The organism is Spiroplasma endosymbiont of Phycita roborella (genome assembly GCF_964031195.1).
Lineage (GTDB): Bacteria > Bacillota_I > Bacilli_A > Mycoplasmatales > VBWQ01 > Spiroplasma_E > Spiroplasma_E ixodetis_A.
Genome location: NZ_CAXIQJ010000001.1, coordinates 1 through 22,242, shown reverse-complemented (window position 1 = coordinate 22,242; position 22,242 = coordinate 1). Strand labels below are relative to the sequence as shown.

Genomic DNA, 22,242 nt, shown 5'->3' with positions numbered 1-22,242 from the left:
AAAATTTTTAATAATTTTTGAAAAAGATGAAATTGAAAATTTTGATAAAAGCATGATAAATAAAATAAATAATTATGACAAAAAAAATAAACAAACTAATAAGCCGTTCTTAAATAATAATTGAGATACTTGTCGTGGCTTATTAGAAATTAATAAATATCATCATGATCATGATGGAAGTAGTCCATCAGCAATGGCAATTTCAGTTTCTTAAAATTATTGTTATATTCATTTACTGAACAAAGAAAGAGTTGTAACTATTAAATAAAAAGTGATAAAATAATGTATATATTTGTATTTGTGATTACACAATAAAAGAAATTGAAAAAAAGTAATAAGTAAGAGAGGATTTTAGCATGGAAAGAAAACAAAAGATAGTTGTTATAGGTGTTAATCATGCCGGAACAACAGCATTAAAGGCAATTATGAGGTCTAATCCAAATAGTGAAGTAGTAGCATATGATCGTAATGATAATATTTCATTTTTAGGATGTGGAATTGCGCTTTGAGTTGGTAAAGAATTTACTGATCCAAAAGGATTATTTTATGCCACAATTGAAAAGTTAAGAGCATTAGGTGTTAAAATTAAAGAAAAACATGAAATGATTAAATATGATAGTAAAGCAAAAACTGTTACTATTAAAAATTTAGATACTAATGAAGTATTTATTGAAAGTTATGATAAGTTAGTATTAGGAATTGGTTCATGACCAATCTTAAATCCAGGTGGTAAAGAAATTCCTGGTTTAATTGCTCATAAAGATGGTGCGATTGTTAAAGATACTTTAAATGGTGTTAAATTAACAAATGGCATTCATTTATCAAAACTATACCAACATGCTCAAGAAATTATTTCTGATTTGAGTAAACCGGAAGTAAAAAAAGTAGTAGTAATTGGTGCAGGTTATATTGGTATTGAATTAGTAGAAGCTTTTTATAAAGATAAAAAAGAAGTTACTTTAATTGATTTTGAAAATCGTATTATGCCTCGTTATTATGATGAAGAATTTACAAATGATGTTGAAGCAGATATGAAAAAAGTAGGAGTAAAATTACAATTAGGAGAAACTTTACAAGAATTTATTATTAAAGATGATAAAGTGAGTGAAGTAAAAACTAATAAAGGAATATATAAAGCTGATTTAGTAATTATGGCTGTTGGTTTCTTACCAAATACTGCTATCTTGAAAGATGAGAATGGTAAAGTTCAACTTAACTTAGATCCTCGTGGTGCAATTGAAGTTAATGAATATTTTCAAACTTCAGATCCTAATGTTTATGCAATTGGTGATTGTATTAATATTCGTTCAAATGCTTGAAATAAAAATGTTAATGTTGCCTTAGCAACTAATGCTGTACGTAGTGGTTTAATTGCTGGATTAAATGTTGCAAAAACAGATCCTAAAACAAGAATCGCCTTTCCTGGTGTTCAAGGAACAAATGCAATTGCTGTTTTTGGTTGAAAGTTATGTGCTACTGGTTTATCAGAAGTTTCTGCAAAAGCAATTTTTGGTTCTAATAATGTAGAAGCATATTTTTATCAAGATACAGTGTTTCCACCTTTTATGAGTGAAAATCATGAAGTAAAAATTAAAATTATATGAGAAAAGAGTTCTCGTCGTATTGTTGGAGCTGAAATTGGTTCAACTCATGATCATACAGAAACAATTGCAATGTTTTCATTAGCAATATTGAAAAAGGTTACTATTGATGAAATTCCATTAATTGATATGTATTTTTTACCACACTTTAATAAGCCTTATAACTTTGTTACTGCGGCAGCACTTTTAGCAACAAGAATTTTAACAAAAGAAGATGTTACATATCCAGATCCATATTTAAAAGGTAAGAAAAAATAGATTGCCTTATCAAATTAATTTTGAGAGGAATAAAATATAATGGTTAGTAATGAAAAATATTTAAAACTTAGAGCAAGAATGACTTCACCAGTTAAAGAAAGTAAATATAAAATTGCTTGATGATTAAAAATTATTTTGATATTTACTTTTCCATTATGGATTATTCCTTTTTTAATTACTAATTTTTTTATTGGTTTAATGATGCGAAATGTTATGGAAAATTTTCAACGAATTGGACGAAGTACTAATCCAAATTTTGATAAAATTGATCTTAATACTTTGAGTTTTTATAATCGAGATATGGAATTACAAAATTCTCTACAACTAATGATTGATGATAGTAATTGGGATATGATGGAAGCACAAGATATGACGATAACTACTTATGATAATCGCTTGTTATCAGCTTTTTTCATTAATAATCATCAATCTAATAAAAATCATAAATGAATAATTGCAACTCATGGTTGACAACAAAATCGCTATAGCATTTTATATTTAGTTAAACATTTTTATGAGCAGGGATATAGTATTGTTACTTATGATACAAGAGGTCATGGTAGTAATAATATTCATGATGCAATTACTTTTGGCAATAAAGAAGCAGATGATTTATATGCTGTTATTTTAAGTCTTAATAATTATTTAACAGAAACAGATTTTAAACAACCCCCCAATATTACTTTAATTGGTAATAGTATGGGTGCTAGTACTGTTTTGGAAACAATATCTCGATTTGATACTGGTAAATTTGGTGTTAAATGTGCAATTTCTGATTGTGGATTTGATAGTTTTAGTCATATTATTAAAATTATGGGTAAACAATACTTTAACCTTCATTGATTTTGATTTTATTATGGTGTTAAATTTTTCTTTAGGTTAAAAGATAAATTTAATATTAATAGTATTGATCCTATTAATAAATTAAAATATTGTTCTTCAATTCCTGTATTATTTATTCATGGTAATGATGATGAAACTGTACCAGCAACAATGGCACAAAAAATGTATGAAGAGAAAATAAATTATGAAGAAGAAACAATAAGTGAATTATTAATTATGCCATTTGCTAAACATATAAGAGCCGTCACTACCGATTATGATACATATTGCAAAACTACTTTAAAATTTGTTAATAAATGAACAAATTTTAAAACTGAAGATAAAGGAGATTAAATTAATAATGATTTATTATATTAATAATAGCAAAGACCCATATTTTAATTTAGCAGCCGAAGAATATTTGATTACTAATCCTTATATAACTGATGAAATCTTATTATTATGACAAAATAATAATACTATTGTTGTTGGTAGAAACCAAAATACAATTGAAGAAATTAATAATGAATATGTAAGAACAAAAAAAGTTAATGTTGTACGAAGATTATCTGGTGGTGGAGCTGTTTATCAAGATTTAGGAAATTTAAATTTTACTTTTATTTTTGATAAAAATAAAGATAATGCTCGTAATTATGCTCTTTTTACAAAACCAATAGTTAATGTTTTACAAAGTCTAGGTTTAAATGCTCAATTTAGTGGTAAAAATGATATTTTAGTTGATGATAAAAAAATATCGGGTAATGCCCAATATACATATAAAAATCGAATTTTACATCATGGTACTATTCTTTTTAATGTTGATATGCAAATGTTACCAAAAGTATTAAAACCTGATTTGGATAAATTAAAATCAAAAGGTATTAAATCAGTACAAGCACGAGTAACAAATATTTTACCATTATTAAATCCACCAATAACAATTGAAGAATTTCAAAATTTAATTATTGAACAATTAAAAAGTACAAAAAATACAAAGATTATGGAATTTTCTGAAAAAATGATTGCTGATATTGAATTATTAGCAAATACTAAATATCGAACTTGAGATTGAGTTTATGGTAAATCTCCAGATTTTGATTTAAAGCATAAAACACTTTTTCCTAGTAAAGGAACTATTCACGTTTGAATGAATGTTAAGGCAGGAATTATTGAAAATATTAAAATATATGGTGATTTCCTAGGCTCAGCAGGTACTACTAGTTTAGAAAAAAAACTAGAAAAACAAAAATATAATTTAGCAACTATTACTAATATCATTGAAAATGCTAATATTAATGAAATTTTTGGTGAAAATTTTCTTGTTGAAGAAATCATAAAAAGTATAATAAAATAATGAATAAAATTCTTATTTATGATATTCTTACTTTTATAACTAATATTAAAGAGGAAATATGAAGAAATATTTATGGATTTTATTTATAATGTTTATTTTTATAACACCAATTAGCAATGTTATTACATTTTTAGTAAATAATAGTTTTGATCAAACAAATAGTATAAATGATATTCTTTATCCAACACGTGGTTGACCAAAAAAAGATAGAAATCAATTAAATGTTTGACAATTTTTATATCAAGATGCTATTGATAAAGTAGGTAAAACTAATGATGATATTGTTAATGGTTTTAATAATTTTTATCTTGCTGAATTTGATAAATACCGTGATTCAGCAAGTAAAAATGCTGGTAAACCTGGCTATGATGAAATTGGTATACCAACAGCAGATATTAATGATTATATTAATAATAAAATTATTCATTCACAATCAATGCAAATATACATGGCCTTAACATTGCGAACATATTTTATTGAGTTTACTATTAATAAAATTAATGATCCAAGTAGTAATTATATTAATGCAAATGAATATTTAAACTTATGAGTTATGAAGTATTTTGAAGCTGGTTTTTATTTTCAATGAGTAAAAATTTGAATTCAAGATTTAGGTAGAACAATTGAAAAATCAATTGATATTGATTTTTATACTTTTGATAAATATGTGGAACGAAATAACAAAGGTGAATATATGTGAAATAAACCACCCATTGCCAATACAGTAAAGCCACTATTAATTTTGGATTCTGATATGAAAAAAATGTTTAATCAATTATATGAAGAAATTTTAAATAATAATTTACAAGGAAAATAAAAATGATTATTCTAGAAAATATAAGTAAAAATTATGGTAAAAATCAGGTTTTAAAAAATATTAATTTAGAGATACCTGCTTCACAATCACTTGCTATTTTAGGTGCTAATGGTTCTGGTAAAACTACTTTGGTTGAAATAATTTCACAAGTTTTAAAACCAACATCAGGTAAAGTATTATTTCTTGATGATGTTGGTAAAAAGGTTAGTCGGAAAATTGGTGTTCAATTTCAAGAAGGTTATTGACCAGTTGGTACACGAATTATTGATTTAATTAAATTTTATAAAAATAAAAAATATATTAAAAGTGAAGAAGGCAAAGGATTAATTGATGTTTTTGAGTTAAATGATATTTTGAAAAAAGAAATTTCTTTACTTTCGGGTGGTCAAAGACAAAGATTTAATTGTTTTTTATCAATTTTAAATGATCCTGAAATTTTAATTTTAGATGAGTTAGTTACTGGTTTAGATTTAAAAATGCAAATTAAACTTGTTAATTTTATTAAGTCATGAAAAGAAATTAAAAAAATTAATTTATTAATTGTTTCACACACACCAGAAGAAGTTGAATTACTTTGTGATCGGGTAGTAATTTTAAAAAATGGTGAAATTTATCAAGACCAAAGTATTGATGCAATTATAAAAAAATATGGTAGTTTACGTAAAATGATGGTGGAGTATTATCAAAATGAAGTTAATGGTAACTAAAGAATTATTCAAACAAAGTACTGTTTCTAAATTTTCAAGATTTTTTTCTTTAATTTCAAAAGTAATTTTTGTAAATCCTAGAACTTACATTTTTGTATTTTTATTAGGTTTTTTAATTTCTGCATTATCATCATGATTATGAAATAATTATAGTTACTATCAAATTTTACCTCCCATTTTGTTAAATTTTTTATCAATATCAGTTTTTATTTCATCTTTTTATTTAGGAATATTTATGATTGAGTGGCGAAAGAAAAACTTTTTAAAAAGAATAAAAATAATTGGTATTAATGAATATTATATTATTTTAACAATTTTTTTATCAAATTTAATAATGGTATCATTATCAGTAAGTATTAATATTATTTGTTATAATATTTATTCTTTAATTTCAATATTTAATTTTCATCTAAATTTGCTTTCTAATATTAGATGATTTATTTGAATTTTCTATATATTTGCTATGATATTATTAACATTTTTTTTAACAGTTGCTAACATATTTATTACAACATTTTTCCCTAAGTTTAATTTATCATTTGTAATGCTTGCTGTTTTTACCATATTTTTCATTATTTTTTCGGATGTTTTAATTCAACCAACAGTAACTAACAATAATTTAATATTTATTATTATTGGTTATTTGTGTCCAACTAAATATTTTATTTGGTTTAATATGTTGATTACTTCATATCAATTTTTAGATCCACTAGGAATAAGTCAAATTATTCAAAATTATAATGAAATATCATTTGTTGTTTTTACTAGTATTTGGCAAACATTAATTGGAATCTTGATATTTACTATGTTGTTTTCTTATTTATCAAAAAGATTTTTTAATTGAGGAATGAAAGGATAAAAAATAATGAAAAAAATATTATTACTTTTTGGTGTTTTTAGTTTAATTTCTGCTCCTGCTAGTTTAGTAGTTGCTTGTAATATTGGTAGTTTAGATGGTAGTGATTATTTAAATGGTTTACCAAATTTTGACTGAACAAATTCAGATTATGGAGATGGTATTAATTTTGATAATACTAACTCGCAAAATATTATTAATAATATTGGTAATATTAATGATTTGGGAAATGTTAAACCAAGCAATACTGGTCATTATTTAAATTATTCAAAATTTAATACTGGTTTTCAATGAACACAAAACATTAAAAAACAAGCAGTGACTGGCGTTCCTTTGAATAAAGGTTTTATGCCTAATGGTAATTATGCTTCTGATTTTGGTATAACTTCTTCAGCTCGAAAATATTTAAGAATGAATTCAATTTTAGATTGGAATCCACAAAAAGATTATGATGCAAAGTATAATCGAGCAACAGTACCTTTACAGAAACGTCAATTTGTAGCAACATACAACTCAAGTAACCAAGATGAGAATATTAATTATAATCAACTAGGATTTTCAACACGAAAACATCGTACTTTTGATAATACAATAGTAGGGACAAAAAATCCATTTGAAAATACACCATTAAATTGACAATATACTAATTATTTTATTAATTGATCAGGTTCTTGATTTGAAGGGCCAATTGTTCCACCACCAGCTGATGTTATTGATAGTGCACACATTAATGGAACACCAATATTTGGTAATCTTTTTCTTGATGGATATCATGGTTTAACAAAAGAAATGTTAAAAGATTTTCTTAGCAAAAATAGTGATGGTACTTATAAAATAGTTGATATTTTAATTAATATTGCTAATTATAATGGCTTTGATGGTTGATTTATTAATAATGAACCAAACGGCGCTGCTCCCAATGGTACAGTTTTAGATTATAATGTTATGGCCGAAATTATTAAAGAATTTAATTATAAAGTAGCTACTGCTAGTGATCCAAATATTCAAGCATTAAAAATAATTTTTTATCGTAATGGTGCTACAGTTTCAAAAGGTGTTAGTGGATATAATGATATAGAAACATTAAAAATGGCAGATAGTGGTTATCGTAAAACTAATGGTGAAGTTACACCAACTGATATTCAATTAACTTTTGGTGAAACACCAGATAAAACAACATCATTTTTAACAGATTATCCAAATTATAGTGGTAAAAATTTAAATACTATTCTTGATGCTGGAGCTAATGCCCAATTTTTTGGAAGTTATGATTTTCGACAATTAGGGTATGCAGAAACAATGATTGCTGGTAAACCTCAATATAATAAAAATGTGTATACTGGAATTTCTGATTTTTTAGATAATGGTGCTGGAACATTTGGATCTTATGCTTATAATTGAGCTAAAAATCATAATGTTAATGGTACTAGAGCTTATTTATTTGCGACACAAACAACAAATTTATTTAATAATATTCAATTTTCAGGAACAAATACTTTTATTAGAAATAATAATATTGGTATGCAAGCAAATAATAATGCAAATGATTATCAAGGTTGAAATGCAAGTGATAATTATCAAGAGGCAGCATTTATATCGGATCCTAGAATAAAAACTGCAGTTACTAAAGGAAAACCAAATCCATTTGTTAAAGATACTATTTATAATTATTTAACTAATAATGGTTATAACTCATCAAGTTATGGCATTGGTGATTTAGTTAAAGAACGAACTACTTTATTTGATGATAATCAAATTTTAAATAAGAAAACTAATTTTTCAATGGGTAGTGGTATTAAATTTGTTAATCATGATCAAAATGGTAATAGTATTGTTGCTAATGATTATCCATGAACAAATCGTAGATTAACTGATATTTTACCAACTTATCAATGAAAAATTTATGATGATGCTCATCCAGAACAACCATTAGATATCTCTAAAATTTCTGGTTTTTATGATTATGATCAACTGTATGAAAAAGGAAATTCAATTGCTATTGGTTCGGGTTTTAATGAAGAAGGTAGTATAATTAATGGCGATTGAAATACAAGTAAAGTTTATGATTGAGATATTATGGGAACTAATTTAATTAAAAATGACCATCAGATCAGTTTTATTTATAATACTAATGGTGATAATAATGCTAAAGTTAATTTTTTAGTTACTACTACTGATCAAAAATCGTTAATAGCAAACCGTCAAACTTTTTCACCAAATAATGAAGAAGAGTTACAAGGTGGTTGAGTTAAAATTACTTTGGATTTAAAGAAAATTGGTGGTATTAATACTTTTAATCGTATTTCTAAATTAGGATTACAAATTAAAGCAACTAATAATAATTTTAAGTTTAATGTTGGTGAATTTGAAATAAATAGTCCAACAACTAATAATCAAATCAAAGAAAATACAGTAATTTCAAATCCAAAATCAGAATACGTAATTAATCGAACAGTTAATAATCAAATACTATACAATGCTCGTTTTCAATGAGATGCTGTTAATATTGAAAATTTAAGTTATTATGCTATTTATTATTTTGATGAAAAAAAATGATATCGTGTTGGCGAAACTAATCAAAACTATTATTTTTTAAAAAATTTAAAATCTATTCATAATCAGTTAAAATTAATGATTAAACCAGTTTATAACAATAATGTTATTGCTCAACAATCATTTGTGTTTAATATAGAAATTTAAAGGTGAAATATGAAAAATAAAAATAGTATAGTAATTTTTAGTCATTGTATAAGTTATATGTTTAAAACAATTTTAAAAACATTTAGAACTTATATTTACTTTTTAATAATGCCCGTTATTTTACTTAGTTTAGTTTATTTTTTAACATCACAGTCAATTATTAAATATAATCGTTATATTATAGTTTCTAGTTATATTTTATTACCAATATTATTTAATATTTTTTTAATTGGTCATCTTATTTGTCAATGACGCGAATCAGTTTTTTTAAAACAATTACACAATTTTGGTATCAATAAGATTGCATTTATTTTAAGTTTATTAATTGTTATTTTTGTTATTTCTTTTTGTACAGTATTTATATTACTTGGATATTTATTTTTTCTTGATCAGTTACAAGGAACTAATATCATGACAGTATGAATATTAGCAATGAAAACTTTTTCACAATGATTTGGTCTTATATTTAGTATTAGTCTAAATATTATTGTTATTTTTTTCTTGGCTTTATTAATTTCTGGTTCTATAAAAAATCCTTATATAATTCAAACAATTAATATAATTATTTTTTTAACTTCTATTTTATTTGGTGACTTTTTTATTGATATGACATATACAATTTCAACACCAACCATTATTATTGGATATTTTGTACCACAAAAATATATAACTTGAATTAATTTTATTTTTTATAGTCAAAGTGATAAAAATTATTATAATTTTTTTCAGATTGTTCCTTCAGTTGATTATAAACTATCATTCACCAATATTTATCAACCAGTATTTTCTTGCCTAACATTTATTGGTTTGTTTGGTGTTGGATCATATTTTTCTTTTTTACATGGTACTAGAAAATAAGCAATTAAACAAAATATATTCTTATTTTTTAATTTTTAAAAATACAATAAGTTTATTTAAATATTGAATAATATATTATTTTTATAATTAAAAAAAGAAAAATTATAAAATTTAAAAATAGATCTTGAAAAAAAATATTTTTTAAGGAAAATTAGATTGTAACAAAAAAAGGACATGGTACATAAGAAATAAAACTAGTTATTTTTTAATCAAATATGGATTTGATACAAATTTGTTAGATAGGAGAGACCGGGAAATGAAGGTAATAAATGATTCTGTTAGTGACGAAATTTTAATGAATGGTTATCAAAAATTTTGTTATTCTTTTAGCAAAATTTTATTAGTTATTTTATTATTTCCTTTTGTTTATTTTTATTCAAAAAAATATCAAAAACAATTTTTTAAATTTTGTTTTACTTATCAAAAAGAAGGAAATGTTAAAATTAATGATGATCAATTAGTTGATATTAATAGTTTTGATTATCATTATTATGATTGTAAGATTAAAGAACTTAATAAATATGGTTATCCAATTGATTGAAAAAAAGAAAATTATCAAGAATTTGTTATTAAAAATAATAATAATGAAGATATTAGTTGTTTAGCTGTTATTCAAAAAAATAAAAGCAAGAAATGAGTTATTGGTTTTCATGGTTGAACTGAAAATAAATATTTAGCTTTAAGGTTAGTGTCTTGATTTTATCAAGAAGGATATAATATTTTAACATTTGATAGTGTTGCTCATGGTAAAACTTATGGTCAATATAGTGATACTGGTCTTACTTGTGCGCAAGATGTTAATTGTTTAATTAATTGATTAAAGACTAATTATCAAGTTGAAACAATTGGTTTAATTGGTAATAGTATGGGTGCATCAACAATTAATTATTATTTGTTGAATTATGCACCAATCAGTTCAATTAATTGAGCAATTACTGATTGTGGATTCTCTAATTTACTTGTTCAATTTCGTTACGTTATGCAATATCGTTATAAAAAACCTTGATGATTAATTAGTAATGGTATATCTAAAAGATATCAAAAATTTACAAATACAAATATTTTAGAATATGATTTATTAAAAAAACTAAAAACAGGATTTAAAGTTCCTACCTTATTAATTCATGGTAAAAAAGATGATTTTGTCCCATTTTTCATGTCAAATGTTATTCATAATTTTCAAATTAAAGGTAATAATAAAAATTATAATTATTTATTTTTAGAAAATATTGGTCATGTTGAAACTTTGCCAAATGCTCATCAAACTTATATTAATGAGATAAAAAATTTTATTAATAAATATTAAATGAATAATAATTAGATAGAGTTAAGAAAAGTTACTATAGTCTTAATTTATTCATTGAACATTTCTTATTTTATTTTAGGGGGTAAAAAATGAAAAAAAATGCAAATTGTTTAATAATAGAAAAAAAAGATAATATATACATAATTAGTCCTACACCCAAATTACAAGATGATATGGGTATGGCGTGTTATGTTAAATATAATACAGAAAATGATGTAGTTAATAAAAATGATTTAGTATTAACAGTAGAGGCTTCAAAAGCTATTTTGCATGCGCGCAGTCCACTAACAAGAAAGGTTTTGGAATATAATCAAAGAGCAATTGAAAATCCAACTCTTTTCAATTCAAAAAAGTCTAAAGATAATTGAATTTTGAAATTAACAGATGTAGTTGAAAAAGAATTTTTAGAACTTGAAGATAATTAAAATTGATTTACAAACTTAATAAAATTGGAGGAATATTATGATTTTAATTGAACCTATAAGAAATGGTAAATATATCAAAGATGGAGCTTATGCTTTAGCGATTCAAGTATGAGCACTACATAATTTAAAAGTAAAAAACAAAACGATAATATTTCCTTTTATTTGTGATCCTCATATTCAATTGGGATATTTTCAAAATCCAGAGGTTGAAGTTAATAAAGAATATTTGGATAAAAATAATATTCCAGTTGTGCGTCGTGATACTGGAGGAGGAGCTATTTTTATTGATTCAAATTCAGTAAATTTTTGTTTTTTAATTCCATTAAATTCTAATACTAATTCGATTTATGCTAATTACCAAGAATTCTATAAGCCAATTATAAAAGTGCTTAAAGATATGGGGATTAAAAATATCATGCAAAGTGGAAAAAATGATTTGACAATTAATGGTAAAAAAGTTTCTGGAGCAGCTATGTTAAAAGAAGAAAATATTATTTATGGTGGTTATTCATTACTTTATGATATTGATTTGGATGCTATGATCTTGGCACTTAAACCAAGTCGTAAAATGGGAGCGTACCGATGTTGTCAATAATATTCAAATTTGTCTTAAAATTATAAAGTTAGACGAGAATAATTTTGACTTCAATATGCAATTGTATGTTAATCTTAACACTTGAAAAATATTAGTCAACAATAATACTTACTTTTATAACTCAAAAATTCTTATTAAAGCATCTTTAATAAGTTTTTAATATGTTATAATGTAATAAAGTCCTTTAAGATAAACCGTATACCGTTATGATTACTAAGCGTATGTAAAGTACGTGGTCTCTTAGGCAAATCCCTTAATTAGGGATTTTTATTTTAATTTATAATAACTGGATGGCAGTATTTATTTGATAGCATTTAAAATTAACCATTTTTGTATACATATCAATGTTATAAGTTCTATCACCAATCATATGCTTTAAAATTTGTTTAATATTAGTTTCAGTAAAGCAACCAATATTTTCAACTAATGCTTGGTTTAATACACCATCTTTTGCATTAATAAAATAACCAACTTTTAATTTTTTATATTGTAAAGTTAATGATTGTAAAAAATCAATTAATTCATAATATTCACCTTTGGCAAATAAATTTATTGCATTTTGATAGTGTAATTTAGCAATTTGATTTTTTCTTCTTCCAGCCATGATACCAAGAAATAAAACATGAAAAGCATGAAATTTATCTAAAATAAATTTGGCATTTAAAATTGTAGCAGTTTTTCTAATTCATTTTGCACTATCACCACAAACTATTAAATTTGCTTGGTCAAAGTTTTCAAAAAATAAATTACCATATTTTTCTATTAATTTTGCGGTTTTTTCAGCACCAATTTCTGTTTTTGAAACTCTTATTTTACAAACTGCTCTTTTATTAATTAATTTTCCATTTTTCTTTTTACCAGTACACATTACTATTAATCTCATCGAACATTTTTTACAATTTTTAGTATTGTGTTTTTCATTAAACTTAAATTTTCGATGACCATCATCAATATTTACATATAAATTTTGATTTGGTTGTAATGGTATTTTGGGAATATTTGCTTTTGGTAATTCAAATTTTTGATATCTTCTACAAACTGTACTATTACTTATTAAATCTTCAATAAAAGTATCACAAACATCACGATACTTTTTACCATCAGCAAAATATTTTAAAATTTGTTTAATAACATCTGGTGCTAATTTACTATACTTTTTAACACCAAGATATATATCTAATAATGAAACAAATTCCTTTTTTTGTGTTTTTGGGTTATAATATGTACAAATACGTCGTTTATAATTTAATAAACCTTTTTTTGTTTTTAATTTTCTTTTTCTAAATCTATATGATTTATATAAAGATTTATTACATGTATTTCATAAATAATCATCTATTTTTTTAAATAATTCTTCTGTTTGTTGTAAATTTAATTCATCTTGATTAAAATAGTGTTTGTCTCAATCAAAATGATTAGGGAATGGTAGTGTTAACATTTTTAATGTTCCTTTCTTTTAAATAATTTAATTTTAACTTATATATGTTAATAAGGAGTAAATATGGCTTTTATCACTAGTTATGCACAATTAAATAAAAAATATAATCTTAATTTTAGTGATAATAATTATGGTTTTAGTTGAGATATTTTTAAAAAATTTGTTGGTGATGAATGAGCCGAATATTTTACTACTAATTGTTTTTATCGTTTTATACCAACAGCACGTGGAACAAGAAAAACTTGAAATTGCTTAGCATTTGATTTATTTATATGTTGTAATTTTAGTGATAGTAGTGTTCAAGAAGTAAGAAGATATGAAAATACTCATAGTGAAACTACAATTGGTGCTTTAATGAATGTTTGTCAAGTTTTATTAGATACATATAATATTAATTTACTACCTAATAATCCACATGGAATTAAATGAAAAATTACTAAGGATGGTGGTTGTATTATTTTTCCTAATAATCAACAAATTGACTTTATTGGTTATGCTAATGGTAATAAAATTTTTGGAAAAGAAGCAGGTGGTTCAAGTTTTTTAGGTTCAAGAACAGATGAAATTATTATGGCAGAAGAAAAAGAAACATTAACTGAAAAGCAATTAACATATCGATATGAACGTTTACAAAACTCTATGTTTAGAAGTAATCGTATTAAAGTATCAAATGAACCTATTAAAGAGTGAAGTTGAACATTTATTGATAAAAATATATATAGTTCTACCTTTGGACAAAAGATTACTCGTTATTTTTATAAAAGTTTTTTCATTACTTTTACATGTAATCCATACGATAAATACCATCCATTTTATTTAAAGTATTGCACGCCATTTTTACCATTAAATGATAAAATTATGGAAAATCTTAAAAAAGTTGGTAAAGTTTATTATGAAAATAAAGAAATTTTTAGTGGTTTAGGTTTATTTATATTAAGATTTACTATTCAACCATTTTGAAATAAATTACCAGACATTCAAAAAAGAACATTATTAGAAATGAAAAAAAGTAATCCCGATGAATTTAATACTGTTTTTTATGGTTTTGAATTTTTAGATAGTGATGCAACAATTTTTCCATTTCAAAAAACAGTAAAATATTGACAACCATATGATTTAAAACAATTTTATAATGAAGAAAAAGATATGTATAAATTTGATTTTTATTCAGTTGGTGTTGATTGAGCAACTGGACATAAAGACCATACTGTATTTATGATAGTTGGTTTTAAACAATATAATAATACTGGATATTATGATGCTTATATTATTTGTGAATTAGTAGTTACACCTAATGATTTTATTAATGAAAATGAAAAAATTAATGCTTATGTAAATGAAATTTTAGGATTAATGGATAATTTTGAAAATTTTGACCAAGCAATTTATTTTTATGATGATAAAGCAAGAACAGCAATTGATTGATTAAATCAAAAATTAATAGATGAGCATAATACTATTCTAATAACACAAACTGCTATTAAACATGCTTCAAATTTAAATCAAGAAGCAGGATTAACTAATAGAGTAGTTTGAATGAGAAATATTATGAGTTATGGAAACTTTTATGCAAATCAAGATGATTTACCAAAAACTACTCAATGTTTAGAAGAATTACGTTATGATGAAACAAAAACTAACATTCCTGATAAAAATATGTACCAAGACCCTTACGATGCTTTATTTTATTCACTATATCCATATAAAAATGTAATTAGGGGTAAAAATAATGCTAGTGTCAAAAAAAGCATCTTCACATTTGCTATATAATAAACAAGTTGAATATCATTAATAGTATAGGTATCACAAAATAAACGCCTTTTATTTAGGCATTATTTTCCATTTAAAAGCATACTTGTAAAAATAATCAAAAATAGTACAATTTATAAGTAAAATCAAGGAAAAAAGGAGAAATTTATTATGAAAACATGAATAAAAACAAATTTAAGTAAAATAACATTAGCATTAGCACTAACTGGTGCAGTAAGTGGAGTAACTGGTTTAATAATTGGTTCAATAGCACATAATAAAGTAAATGATTTAAAATATTACTTAGATTATGATGGTAATGTTCACTGGGGGGGGTCTTGTACAACAATATGAGAAAGAAAAACAGATGATATTCATAAAATAACTTTATATTTATCTATTAATCCAACTTATCCTAATGTTGATATAAAGTGAGATGGAATTTATCCAGTTGGATATTTCAATAAAAAAATCTAAATTTCTAAATTTATATAAGAAATATTTTCGTTATATTTATCAAATAAATTAATATTAGTTAAATTTATTTCTTGTTTATCAGTTATTAAAATTAAATCATAATTTCCAGAGCCAAATATACCACTAAGTTCAATCCGATTTAAGTTATTAATCGGATTTTCGATTTGTAATTTAAATTCACTATTATTATCAATTTGTGCAATTTCTTTATAAAATTCTAATTTAGAAAATAATTGAGATTTATTTGAACCATATAAATTTAAAGCATTTTCAATTTTATTTTTATCAATAATTGCTCTTGTAAAATACTTACCATATTCACCATTACCTAGTGTTCAATCAGCAGGAATTAATGATGGAATATTATTACTTTCTAATTCATTTGTAATAGATAGTCAGTTAAATTGGTTATCATCTAGTTTAAATAATTCATTTTGACTAATATCATTATTTTTTAATTTAATATTATTAATATCTGTAAAATCAAAATATTCAGATTTTAATATTACTTTTACATCTTTAAATTCTCAAACATCAGTTGGATTTGTATGAATTGGATTTGATTTTAATTCAAAATAATAAGGTAATAAAAGTTTATAATCATCATTCAAACCCTTATTAATTGAACTAGTAGAATAAATATATTTAGAAAGCATATTTATTATTTTTTTTAAAATTTGTATTTGTTGTAATTTTACATAATTTGGATAATCTAATTCCCATTGTTTAAATAAATTTGTAATAACTTCTTCTGGTTTTTGTCCTTCAAATTTAGCACGTAATTCTGCTATTTTTGAATTTAAAGTATCTGGTTTAAAACCATCAAAATTCCTATTATAATTATATGTATAACTTAGCATGCCTAATAATACTTTTTGTAAACTATCATTAGTTGGTGCGTCTTTTATTTCAATTTCAATATCATCAAATTTATCATTTGTAGCAACATAACTATAAAATTGACTTTCACCAGCAAAATTTCAAACTTCTTTATCTTTTAATTCTTTTTGTTTTTTTAATGGTCACTTACCATCTCAAACAGTACCCATTTCATATCCTAATCAAGCATGTGTCACTCTTGCATTTTTAATAACTTCTCTTCTTGTTTCAGTTCCAGTACTAATTTTAATTAAATCTAAAACTGATTTTTCTTGTCCTATAAATTGTTTTGCTAAGTTTCAAGGTAATATTTGTTCACTAAATCATTGTTGTAATATTCTAACTTTTGGTTGAGTTTCAATAGGCATTGATAATAGCGGAAATGCTATCTTATCTTTAACAAATAACTTTGGGTATACTTCCATATTGTCAACTTCACCAAGTACCTTTATATTGCCAAAAATCATGCTTCTAGGGGCTTTAATTTTTAAACCAGTAACTTTTGTATCTTTATCTAATGGTTTTTGTAATTTAATAATGATTGGATAACCATCTCTTGTTTTAAAATCTTTAATTTTAATAATAGTTATACTTTTAGTACTTCTAGTTTTTGGATTTTGATAAGGTTGTGAATAATTATTAATTATATATAAATTATCAATATTATTTTCAGTTAAAGGTTCATTTATATTAACTGCATATAACTTAAATTGATTTAATAAATTTATTTCTTGAAATATTAAATTTTTAATATCAGTCATACTATATTCAATTGTATTATCATTAATATTAGTACTTGCTCTTTGATTTAATTGCATAGTAAAATCAGATGTTTCAACAGCAGTAGTTTTTAATACTTTATCAATATCAATAAAACCTATTTTAATAGTATTTGCTGAAAATTTTAAACTATTATTTTCATTATTTTTAAATAAACGTTCAATTTCATAAATATAAATTGTTCTTTTTTTAAATTCATCATATGCTCTATTAATATCTGGGTCACTAGTAGCACCCATCATATTTGTAAAATCATAAGGAATATTATCAATTAAATAATCATTTTCTACTTCTGCTTGATTAAGTTTAGTTTGTTTCTGTGGAAACTTCGTTTGTGGTTTGTTGTTGTTTTCCATTGTTCTCTCCTATTAATTGGTTATTTTCGGGATTAAATAATTTTAATTTAACAGTTAAATTATTAATTTCTTGTTCATCATTAATATTAAATGTTTTACTATTTAATAAATCTTTATCTAAACGTACTAATATTTGAATAAATTTAAGAATATCAATATTAAATTGCCATAATTTTTGTTCAATATAATTAATAGTAGAAATATTTACAGCTGTACTTTCGGGTACTGATTGTTGTGCAGATTTCTTTTGACTTGGTATATGAATACCACAACGTTTAAATATTTCATTAACATTTCAATCATATATATCAGTTAAATTTTTACCTTTAAAATTACTATTTGTCATATTGATATTTTCGTTTTGTTCATTATTATCTCCACCACTTTTAAATATGTAGTTTTTAGTAACTAATGTTCTTACTGCTTCTTCTAATGCTGATTGAACATTACCATAAGTTTGACTAAATATAAATTTAGGTGAATTTAAAATGGTATCTAAAACAATTTGTTCATAAATGACATCTAATGCTTTAATTTTATCCATTACTTTATTACAATCTGCTAATTCATTTGCTTTATTTCGCATAATTGCTATTGGTATATAATTAATATTTAGTGTTTGTTCTTGTTCTAAATTAGGATTATTACTATATTCTTTAAAAGATAATGGAAATTGTTTTTTATTATCATTAATACTATAAATTGCACGATTAATAGTTACTTGTTCATTATTTAGTGTATAAATTTCAAATAATCTTACAGTTTGTGCATTTTGTTGATAACTATCATAAAAAATAGTACATTGAATTAATTTACCAGTAATATCATAAACTCTTTGTTGTATATCCACTACTTGAAAATATAAGTCATCATTAGCAATATAAATTAAATAACCACTAATTCCTAATTTACTTAACTTAAAAATAGAATTTCAATTTTTTCTATAAAATTCTTGTTGAATTAAATATTGTTTAATAGTTTCATTATTAATATCTAATGGAGCATTATATAAATTAGCATTATTTTCTGCTACAAAATCAGTAAAATAAGTTTCATGATTAAAATCATTAAAACCAAAATAATTTAAAATAGAAGCATGTGTACTTTTATTTTTATTAGTTAAAAATTTTACTTTTTCATTTTGATTATCACTAGTATTTGTTTTATCTTTTCTTTTAAATAAACTTAACATAATATTCACCACCTTTCTAAAATATTTGATTAATTTTTAATATTATTTTTACAATGATAAATATAATTAAACCCGCTGTTGCTGATGACAGAATTACTCCAATTAAACCTAAAATAATTTTTATAATTTTAAAAAACATAATATTATTCTTGTAATTCTTCTAATTTTCATACATTACCTTTTAAATTACCTTTTCCACTATAAATAGTAATAAATTTAGCATGTTGAACTGATAAAATTACTATATTAGCACTATCATTAAAGGTTTGTATTGGTACACCAGCAATTTTTTTATCAGTTATAATAAATTCTTGAATAGTATAAACTGGATTATATATACTTCAAGAATAATAAACTCTATAATGTTTATTCTCTTGAAAATAATAAGTAATTTGTCAATTATCTCATTTATTTTTCTCTCTTGTTCCTACTTCTTTTCAATTTGAACCACTTGGACTTGGTGTTGGATTATTTTTTAATTCAATATCTCAAATATTTTCTTCTATTTCATTTGTAGTTAAACTACCAGACCTTATTTGTAATTTTGATTTAATATCAACTTTAATAGTATCTTGTAATTCTTCTAATGAAAATATATTCCCATATTGTTTATTTCCACCAATAATAATTAATTGACTTTTATTACCATCAACAGTTCCTAGTTTAATAATTAATGAAGCATCTTCATTATCAATTTTACCTTTAACAAGCATATAATCTCCACCTATATATGCAGAACTCTTAAACTCTATTTTTAGTTTTACACTTGTTTGATTAAAAGGTGGTTTATCTCATGTTATAAATACTCTATAATATTTATTAAAACTAAGAGCAAAATCTTCTCATGTACGATTATCAAGACTTTTACCTATTATTTTTCAATTTTCTTTATCTTGTTTTTTATCAATATTACTTTTATTTTCATTAATAGCACCAACAACTGTTTTATTAGTAGTTTCTAAATTAGGAATTTCTTGACCAATAGCATTCATAGAAAAAGCAATTGGAAATAATGCTTTTGTATCTTCTAATTTTTTATCTATTTCTTCTTTTTTATAATAATCAGTTAAATCAGTAGAACCACCAATAGCACTAATTTTATTATTTTCATCAATAGTTATATTAGTACCAGCAATTAATTTATTTTGTTTTTTATCTAATAAATTATTAGTTTCTAGTTTTGTATAATAATCACGTTCAGTATTTTCTTCTGCTATAAATTCAGTTGGTGTACCTATTCCTTGATATTGATATATATTATGAATTATTGGTTTATACTTTTTTGTGTTATTAGTAGCAATAAACTTTATTAAATCAACATCATATAATAATGTTACTTTATCAATATTAACATCAATATTTTCAATTATTATTTGCTTTTGTTCTATTTGACTATTAGTAATTCTTATATTAGATTTAGTTAATTTATTATTACTTATAATAAGTTGTTTACTATCGATAAAATAATATGTTCAATCAATAATATATCATATATCTGTTTTAATATTTTCATTTTTAACTTTCTTTCATAAAGGACTAGTTTCAATATTAAATCAATTATTTTTAACATCATTAATATTTTCATTTGCTTTAATTAATTCAGTATTTAATTTGGTAATTTCATTTTCATTAGTAGTAATTCGTTTTTGTTGTTTAGCAGAAAAATCACAAGTTGGTGCATGAGTAAAATCACCAATTTGCGGATTATTTTGTAATGCTTCTGGTGGTAATGTTCCAATTTCATCTGGTCAATCTAAAATCATTGTTTCAGTTTCTTTATCATAATCTGTTGCAACATAACCTTTATTAATAAATTTACTAACAGGACCTCTATATATTTCATTTTCATTATCATCAACTAAATCATCATATAATTTAATTTGTTTTGATAATGTAAATTCTTTTTGTTGTTCAATTAATTCATCAACTTGATTTCTAGTATAAAATGCTTTTAAGTCAATTTTTTCAACATCTATTTCATCATCATTATAACTTGAAAATATTTGTTTTAATTCTGTTAATCTTGCTCATATTTTCATTCTACTAGGTGCTAAATCTCAAACATTAATTGTAGGAGTACTATTTGCACTAAATTGAGTACCATTATTAAATTGAATAGTAGCATCAACATTAAATTCAATTGGTGTACGATTAAATACTCAATGTTCAACCATAACATAAACCATATCTCTTAATGTTTCTTTAATTAATTCATCTTTAAAACTATCGAAAGGAAATTTAGATAAAATAAAATCAAGATAAGCATTAATATCATTTTGAGCACGAATAGCAAAAGTTTTAAATCAATCATTAACATTAGATCATGTTTGTATATATTGCTGTGGGGTTTCTGTAATTTTTCCAGTTAATGGATATCAGTTATTATAATTTTCAAGACTGACATCAGTTCAAAGTTTATTAATCATAATTTATCATTCCTTAAAAAATGCTTTTTTATAATGCTTAGTTTTTGTTTTAGTTTTTCTATGTGAAATATGGATAATTTCTTTTTGCAACTTTTTCTTACCCTTTTCTACAACTTGACTATATGCAAATTTTTCTAAATGATGTAATAATCCAGTACCAAATAAAGTGTTTACTGAAAATTTTAAACCAACATTTTTAAATGATTTGTTAATATTTTCAATAGGATTATTAATAACATTTACTACTTTATGATAAGTTCTAATAGTTCTAAATATTTCTCTATATACTTTAAAACTATCTCTAATTACTTGTTGAACAACTGGTGGAGCAAATGCTATTGCTTTTAATCATTTATTACGATTAACACCATAACCAATGTATCAACCACTATATCAACGATATCAATGAAATGGATGTATTTGAGTAACAAAAGTTTTTGCTTTAAGAATACTATCAACAACTGTAATTGGTTTATATTTAGGATTACGATGATAAATAGTAATTGCACATTTATCTAATGACAAAGGTTGAATTTTACAACCCATAAATACTGGTGAATTTAATGGAATTAATTGTGCGTGTTTAATTGCTCTTTTTTCTGCACTAGTAAATAAATCAGTTGCTTTTTCTTTTAATTTATTAATT

The 22,242-nt window shown here is 23.4% G+C and carries 19 protein-coding genes and 1 pseudogene; 14 read left to right on the top strand and 6 right to left on the bottom strand.

The features are described 5' to 3' along the window. The first annotated feature begins 52 nt into the window (after positions 1-52). The 8 genes from AAHM95_RS00100 (at position 53) to AAHM95_RS00065 (ending at position 9,115) form a co-directional block, all read left to right on the top strand. Positions 53-214, top strand: coding sequence for a hypothetical protein (locus AAHM95_RS00100; RefSeq protein WP_338975244.1), 162 nt, complete (start codon positions 53-55; stop codon positions 212-214). A gap of 142 nt (positions 215-356) precedes the next feature. Further along, the gene (locus tag AAHM95_RS00095) at positions 357-1,859 is read left to right on the top strand and encodes an FAD-dependent oxidoreductase (RefSeq protein ID WP_342273764.1); all 1,503 of its coding nucleotides are present in this window, start codon (positions 357-359) and stop codon (positions 1,857-1,859) included. Between the two features lie 39 nt (positions 1,860-1,898). Further along, complete coding sequence (locus AAHM95_RS00090; protein ID WP_338974969.1) at positions 1,899-3,035, top strand: alpha/beta hydrolase; 1,137 nt, start codon at positions 1,899-1,901, stop codon at positions 3,033-3,035. 7 nt (positions 3,036-3,042) lie between these two features. Then, on the top strand, positions 3,043-4,035 hold the full coding sequence (gene lplA / locus AAHM95_RS00085; RefSeq protein WP_338975246.1) for a lipoate--protein ligase: 993 nt from the start codon (positions 3,043-3,045) through the stop codon (positions 4,033-4,035). 88 nt (positions 4,036-4,123) lie between these two features. Beyond that, positions 4,124-4,852, top strand: a complete 729-nt coding sequence (locus AAHM95_RS00080) for a hypothetical protein (RefSeq protein ID WP_338974971.1) — start codon at positions 4,124-4,126, stop codon at positions 4,850-4,852. Between the two features lie 2 nt (positions 4,853-4,854). Next, positions 4,855-5,559 carry an ATP-binding cassette domain-containing protein gene (locus tag AAHM95_RS00075; RefSeq protein ID WP_338974972.1) on the top strand — a complete coding sequence of 235 codons (705 nt, stop codon included), beginning with the start codon at positions 4,855-4,857 and terminating at the stop codon, positions 5,557-5,559. Continuing rightward, positions 5,540-6,418, top strand: coding sequence for a hypothetical protein (locus AAHM95_RS00070; protein WP_342273763.1), 879 nt, complete (start codon positions 5,540-5,542; stop codon positions 6,416-6,418). The genes AAHM95_RS00075 and AAHM95_RS00070 overlap by 20 nt, the downstream gene beginning before the upstream one ends. A 6-nt stretch (positions 6,419-6,424) precedes the next feature. Further along, positions 6,425-9,115 carry an endo-beta-N-acetylglucosaminidase gene (locus AAHM95_RS00065; RefSeq protein ID WP_342273762.1) on the top strand — a complete coding sequence of 897 codons (2,691 nt, stop codon included), beginning with the start codon at positions 6,425-6,427 and terminating at the stop codon, positions 9,113-9,115. 191 nt (positions 9,116-9,306) lie between these two features. Here the strand turns inward: AAHM95_RS00065 and AAHM95_RS00060 are convergent, their stop codons facing one another. Next, a complete protein-coding gene (locus AAHM95_RS00060) occupies positions 9,307-9,528 on the bottom strand; it encodes a hypothetical protein (RefSeq protein WP_342218931.1) in 222 nt (73 codons plus the stop codon). Here AAHM95_RS00060 and AAHM95_RS00055 point away from each other — a divergent pair. The 4 genes and pseudogenes from AAHM95_RS00055 to AAHM95_RS00040 form a co-directional block, all read left to right on the top strand. After that, entirely contained in the window at positions 9,527-9,973 is a 447-nt protein-coding gene (locus AAHM95_RS00055) for a hypothetical protein (protein ID WP_342273761.1), read from the top strand. The two genes, AAHM95_RS00060 and AAHM95_RS00055, sit on opposite strands and share 2 nt — an antisense overlap. Before the next feature lie 256 nt (positions 9,974-10,229). After that, the gene (locus tag AAHM95_RS00050) at positions 10,230-11,279 is read left to right on the top strand and encodes an alpha/beta hydrolase (RefSeq protein ID WP_342273760.1); all 1,050 of its coding nucleotides are present in this window, start codon (positions 10,230-10,232) and stop codon (positions 11,277-11,279) included. 89 nt (positions 11,280-11,368) lie between these two features. After that, positions 11,369-11,704: a biotin/lipoyl attachment domain-containing protein gene (locus AAHM95_RS00045; RefSeq protein ID WP_342273759.1), complete on the top strand. Its 336-nt coding sequence runs from the start codon at positions 11,369-11,371 to the stop codon at positions 11,702-11,704. 37 nt (positions 11,705-11,741) lie between these two features. Further along, positions 11,742-12,272: pseudogene (locus AAHM95_RS00040) on the top strand (lipoate--protein ligase family protein); the annotation flags it as partial. A gap of 304 nt (positions 12,273-12,576) precedes the next feature. On the opposite strand, the gene AAHM95_RS00035 reads toward AAHM95_RS00040, so the two are convergent. Beyond that, a complete protein-coding gene (locus AAHM95_RS00035; protein ID WP_342273757.1) occupies positions 12,577-13,737 on the bottom strand; it encodes an Mbov_0401 family ICE element transposase-like protein in 1,161 nt (386 codons plus the stop codon). 63 nt (positions 13,738-13,800) lie between these two features. Between AAHM95_RS00035 and AAHM95_RS00030 the strand changes: the two genes are divergently transcribed. Then, positions 13,801-15,507 carry a hypothetical protein gene (locus tag AAHM95_RS00030; RefSeq protein WP_342273756.1) on the top strand — a complete coding sequence of 569 codons (1,707 nt, stop codon included), beginning with the start codon at positions 13,801-13,803 and terminating at the stop codon, positions 15,505-15,507. A 150-nt stretch (positions 15,508-15,657) separates the two neighbouring features. Then, entirely contained in the window at positions 15,658-15,963 is a 306-nt protein-coding gene (locus AAHM95_RS00025) for a hypothetical protein (RefSeq protein WP_342273755.1), read from the top strand. Here AAHM95_RS00025 and AAHM95_RS00020 read toward each other — a convergent pair. From AAHM95_RS00020 to AAHM95_RS00005, 4 genes are all read right to left on the bottom strand, one after another. Beyond that, positions 15,960-17,978 (bottom strand): hypothetical protein, encoded by a 2,019-nt coding sequence (locus tag AAHM95_RS00020; protein ID WP_342273754.1) that lies wholly within the window; start codon positions 17,976-17,978, stop codon positions 15,960-15,962. The two genes, AAHM95_RS00025 and AAHM95_RS00020, sit on opposite strands and share 4 nt — an antisense overlap. Further along, complete coding sequence (locus tag AAHM95_RS00015; RefSeq protein WP_342273753.1) at positions 17,929-19,170, bottom strand: hypothetical protein; 1,242 nt, start codon at positions 19,168-19,170, stop codon at positions 17,929-17,931. Before AAHM95_RS00015 ends, AAHM95_RS00020 begins: the two co-directional genes overlap by 50 nt. 143 nt (positions 19,171-19,313) lie before the next feature. Then, positions 19,314-21,596: a hypothetical protein gene (locus tag AAHM95_RS00010; RefSeq protein ID WP_342273752.1), complete on the bottom strand. Its 2,283-nt coding sequence runs from the start codon at positions 21,594-21,596 to the stop codon at positions 19,314-19,316. Between the two features lie 3 nt (positions 21,597-21,599). Then, the coding region (locus AAHM95_RS00005) for a hypothetical protein (RefSeq protein WP_342273751.1) at positions 21,600-22,242 on the bottom strand (643 nt) is incomplete at its 5' end.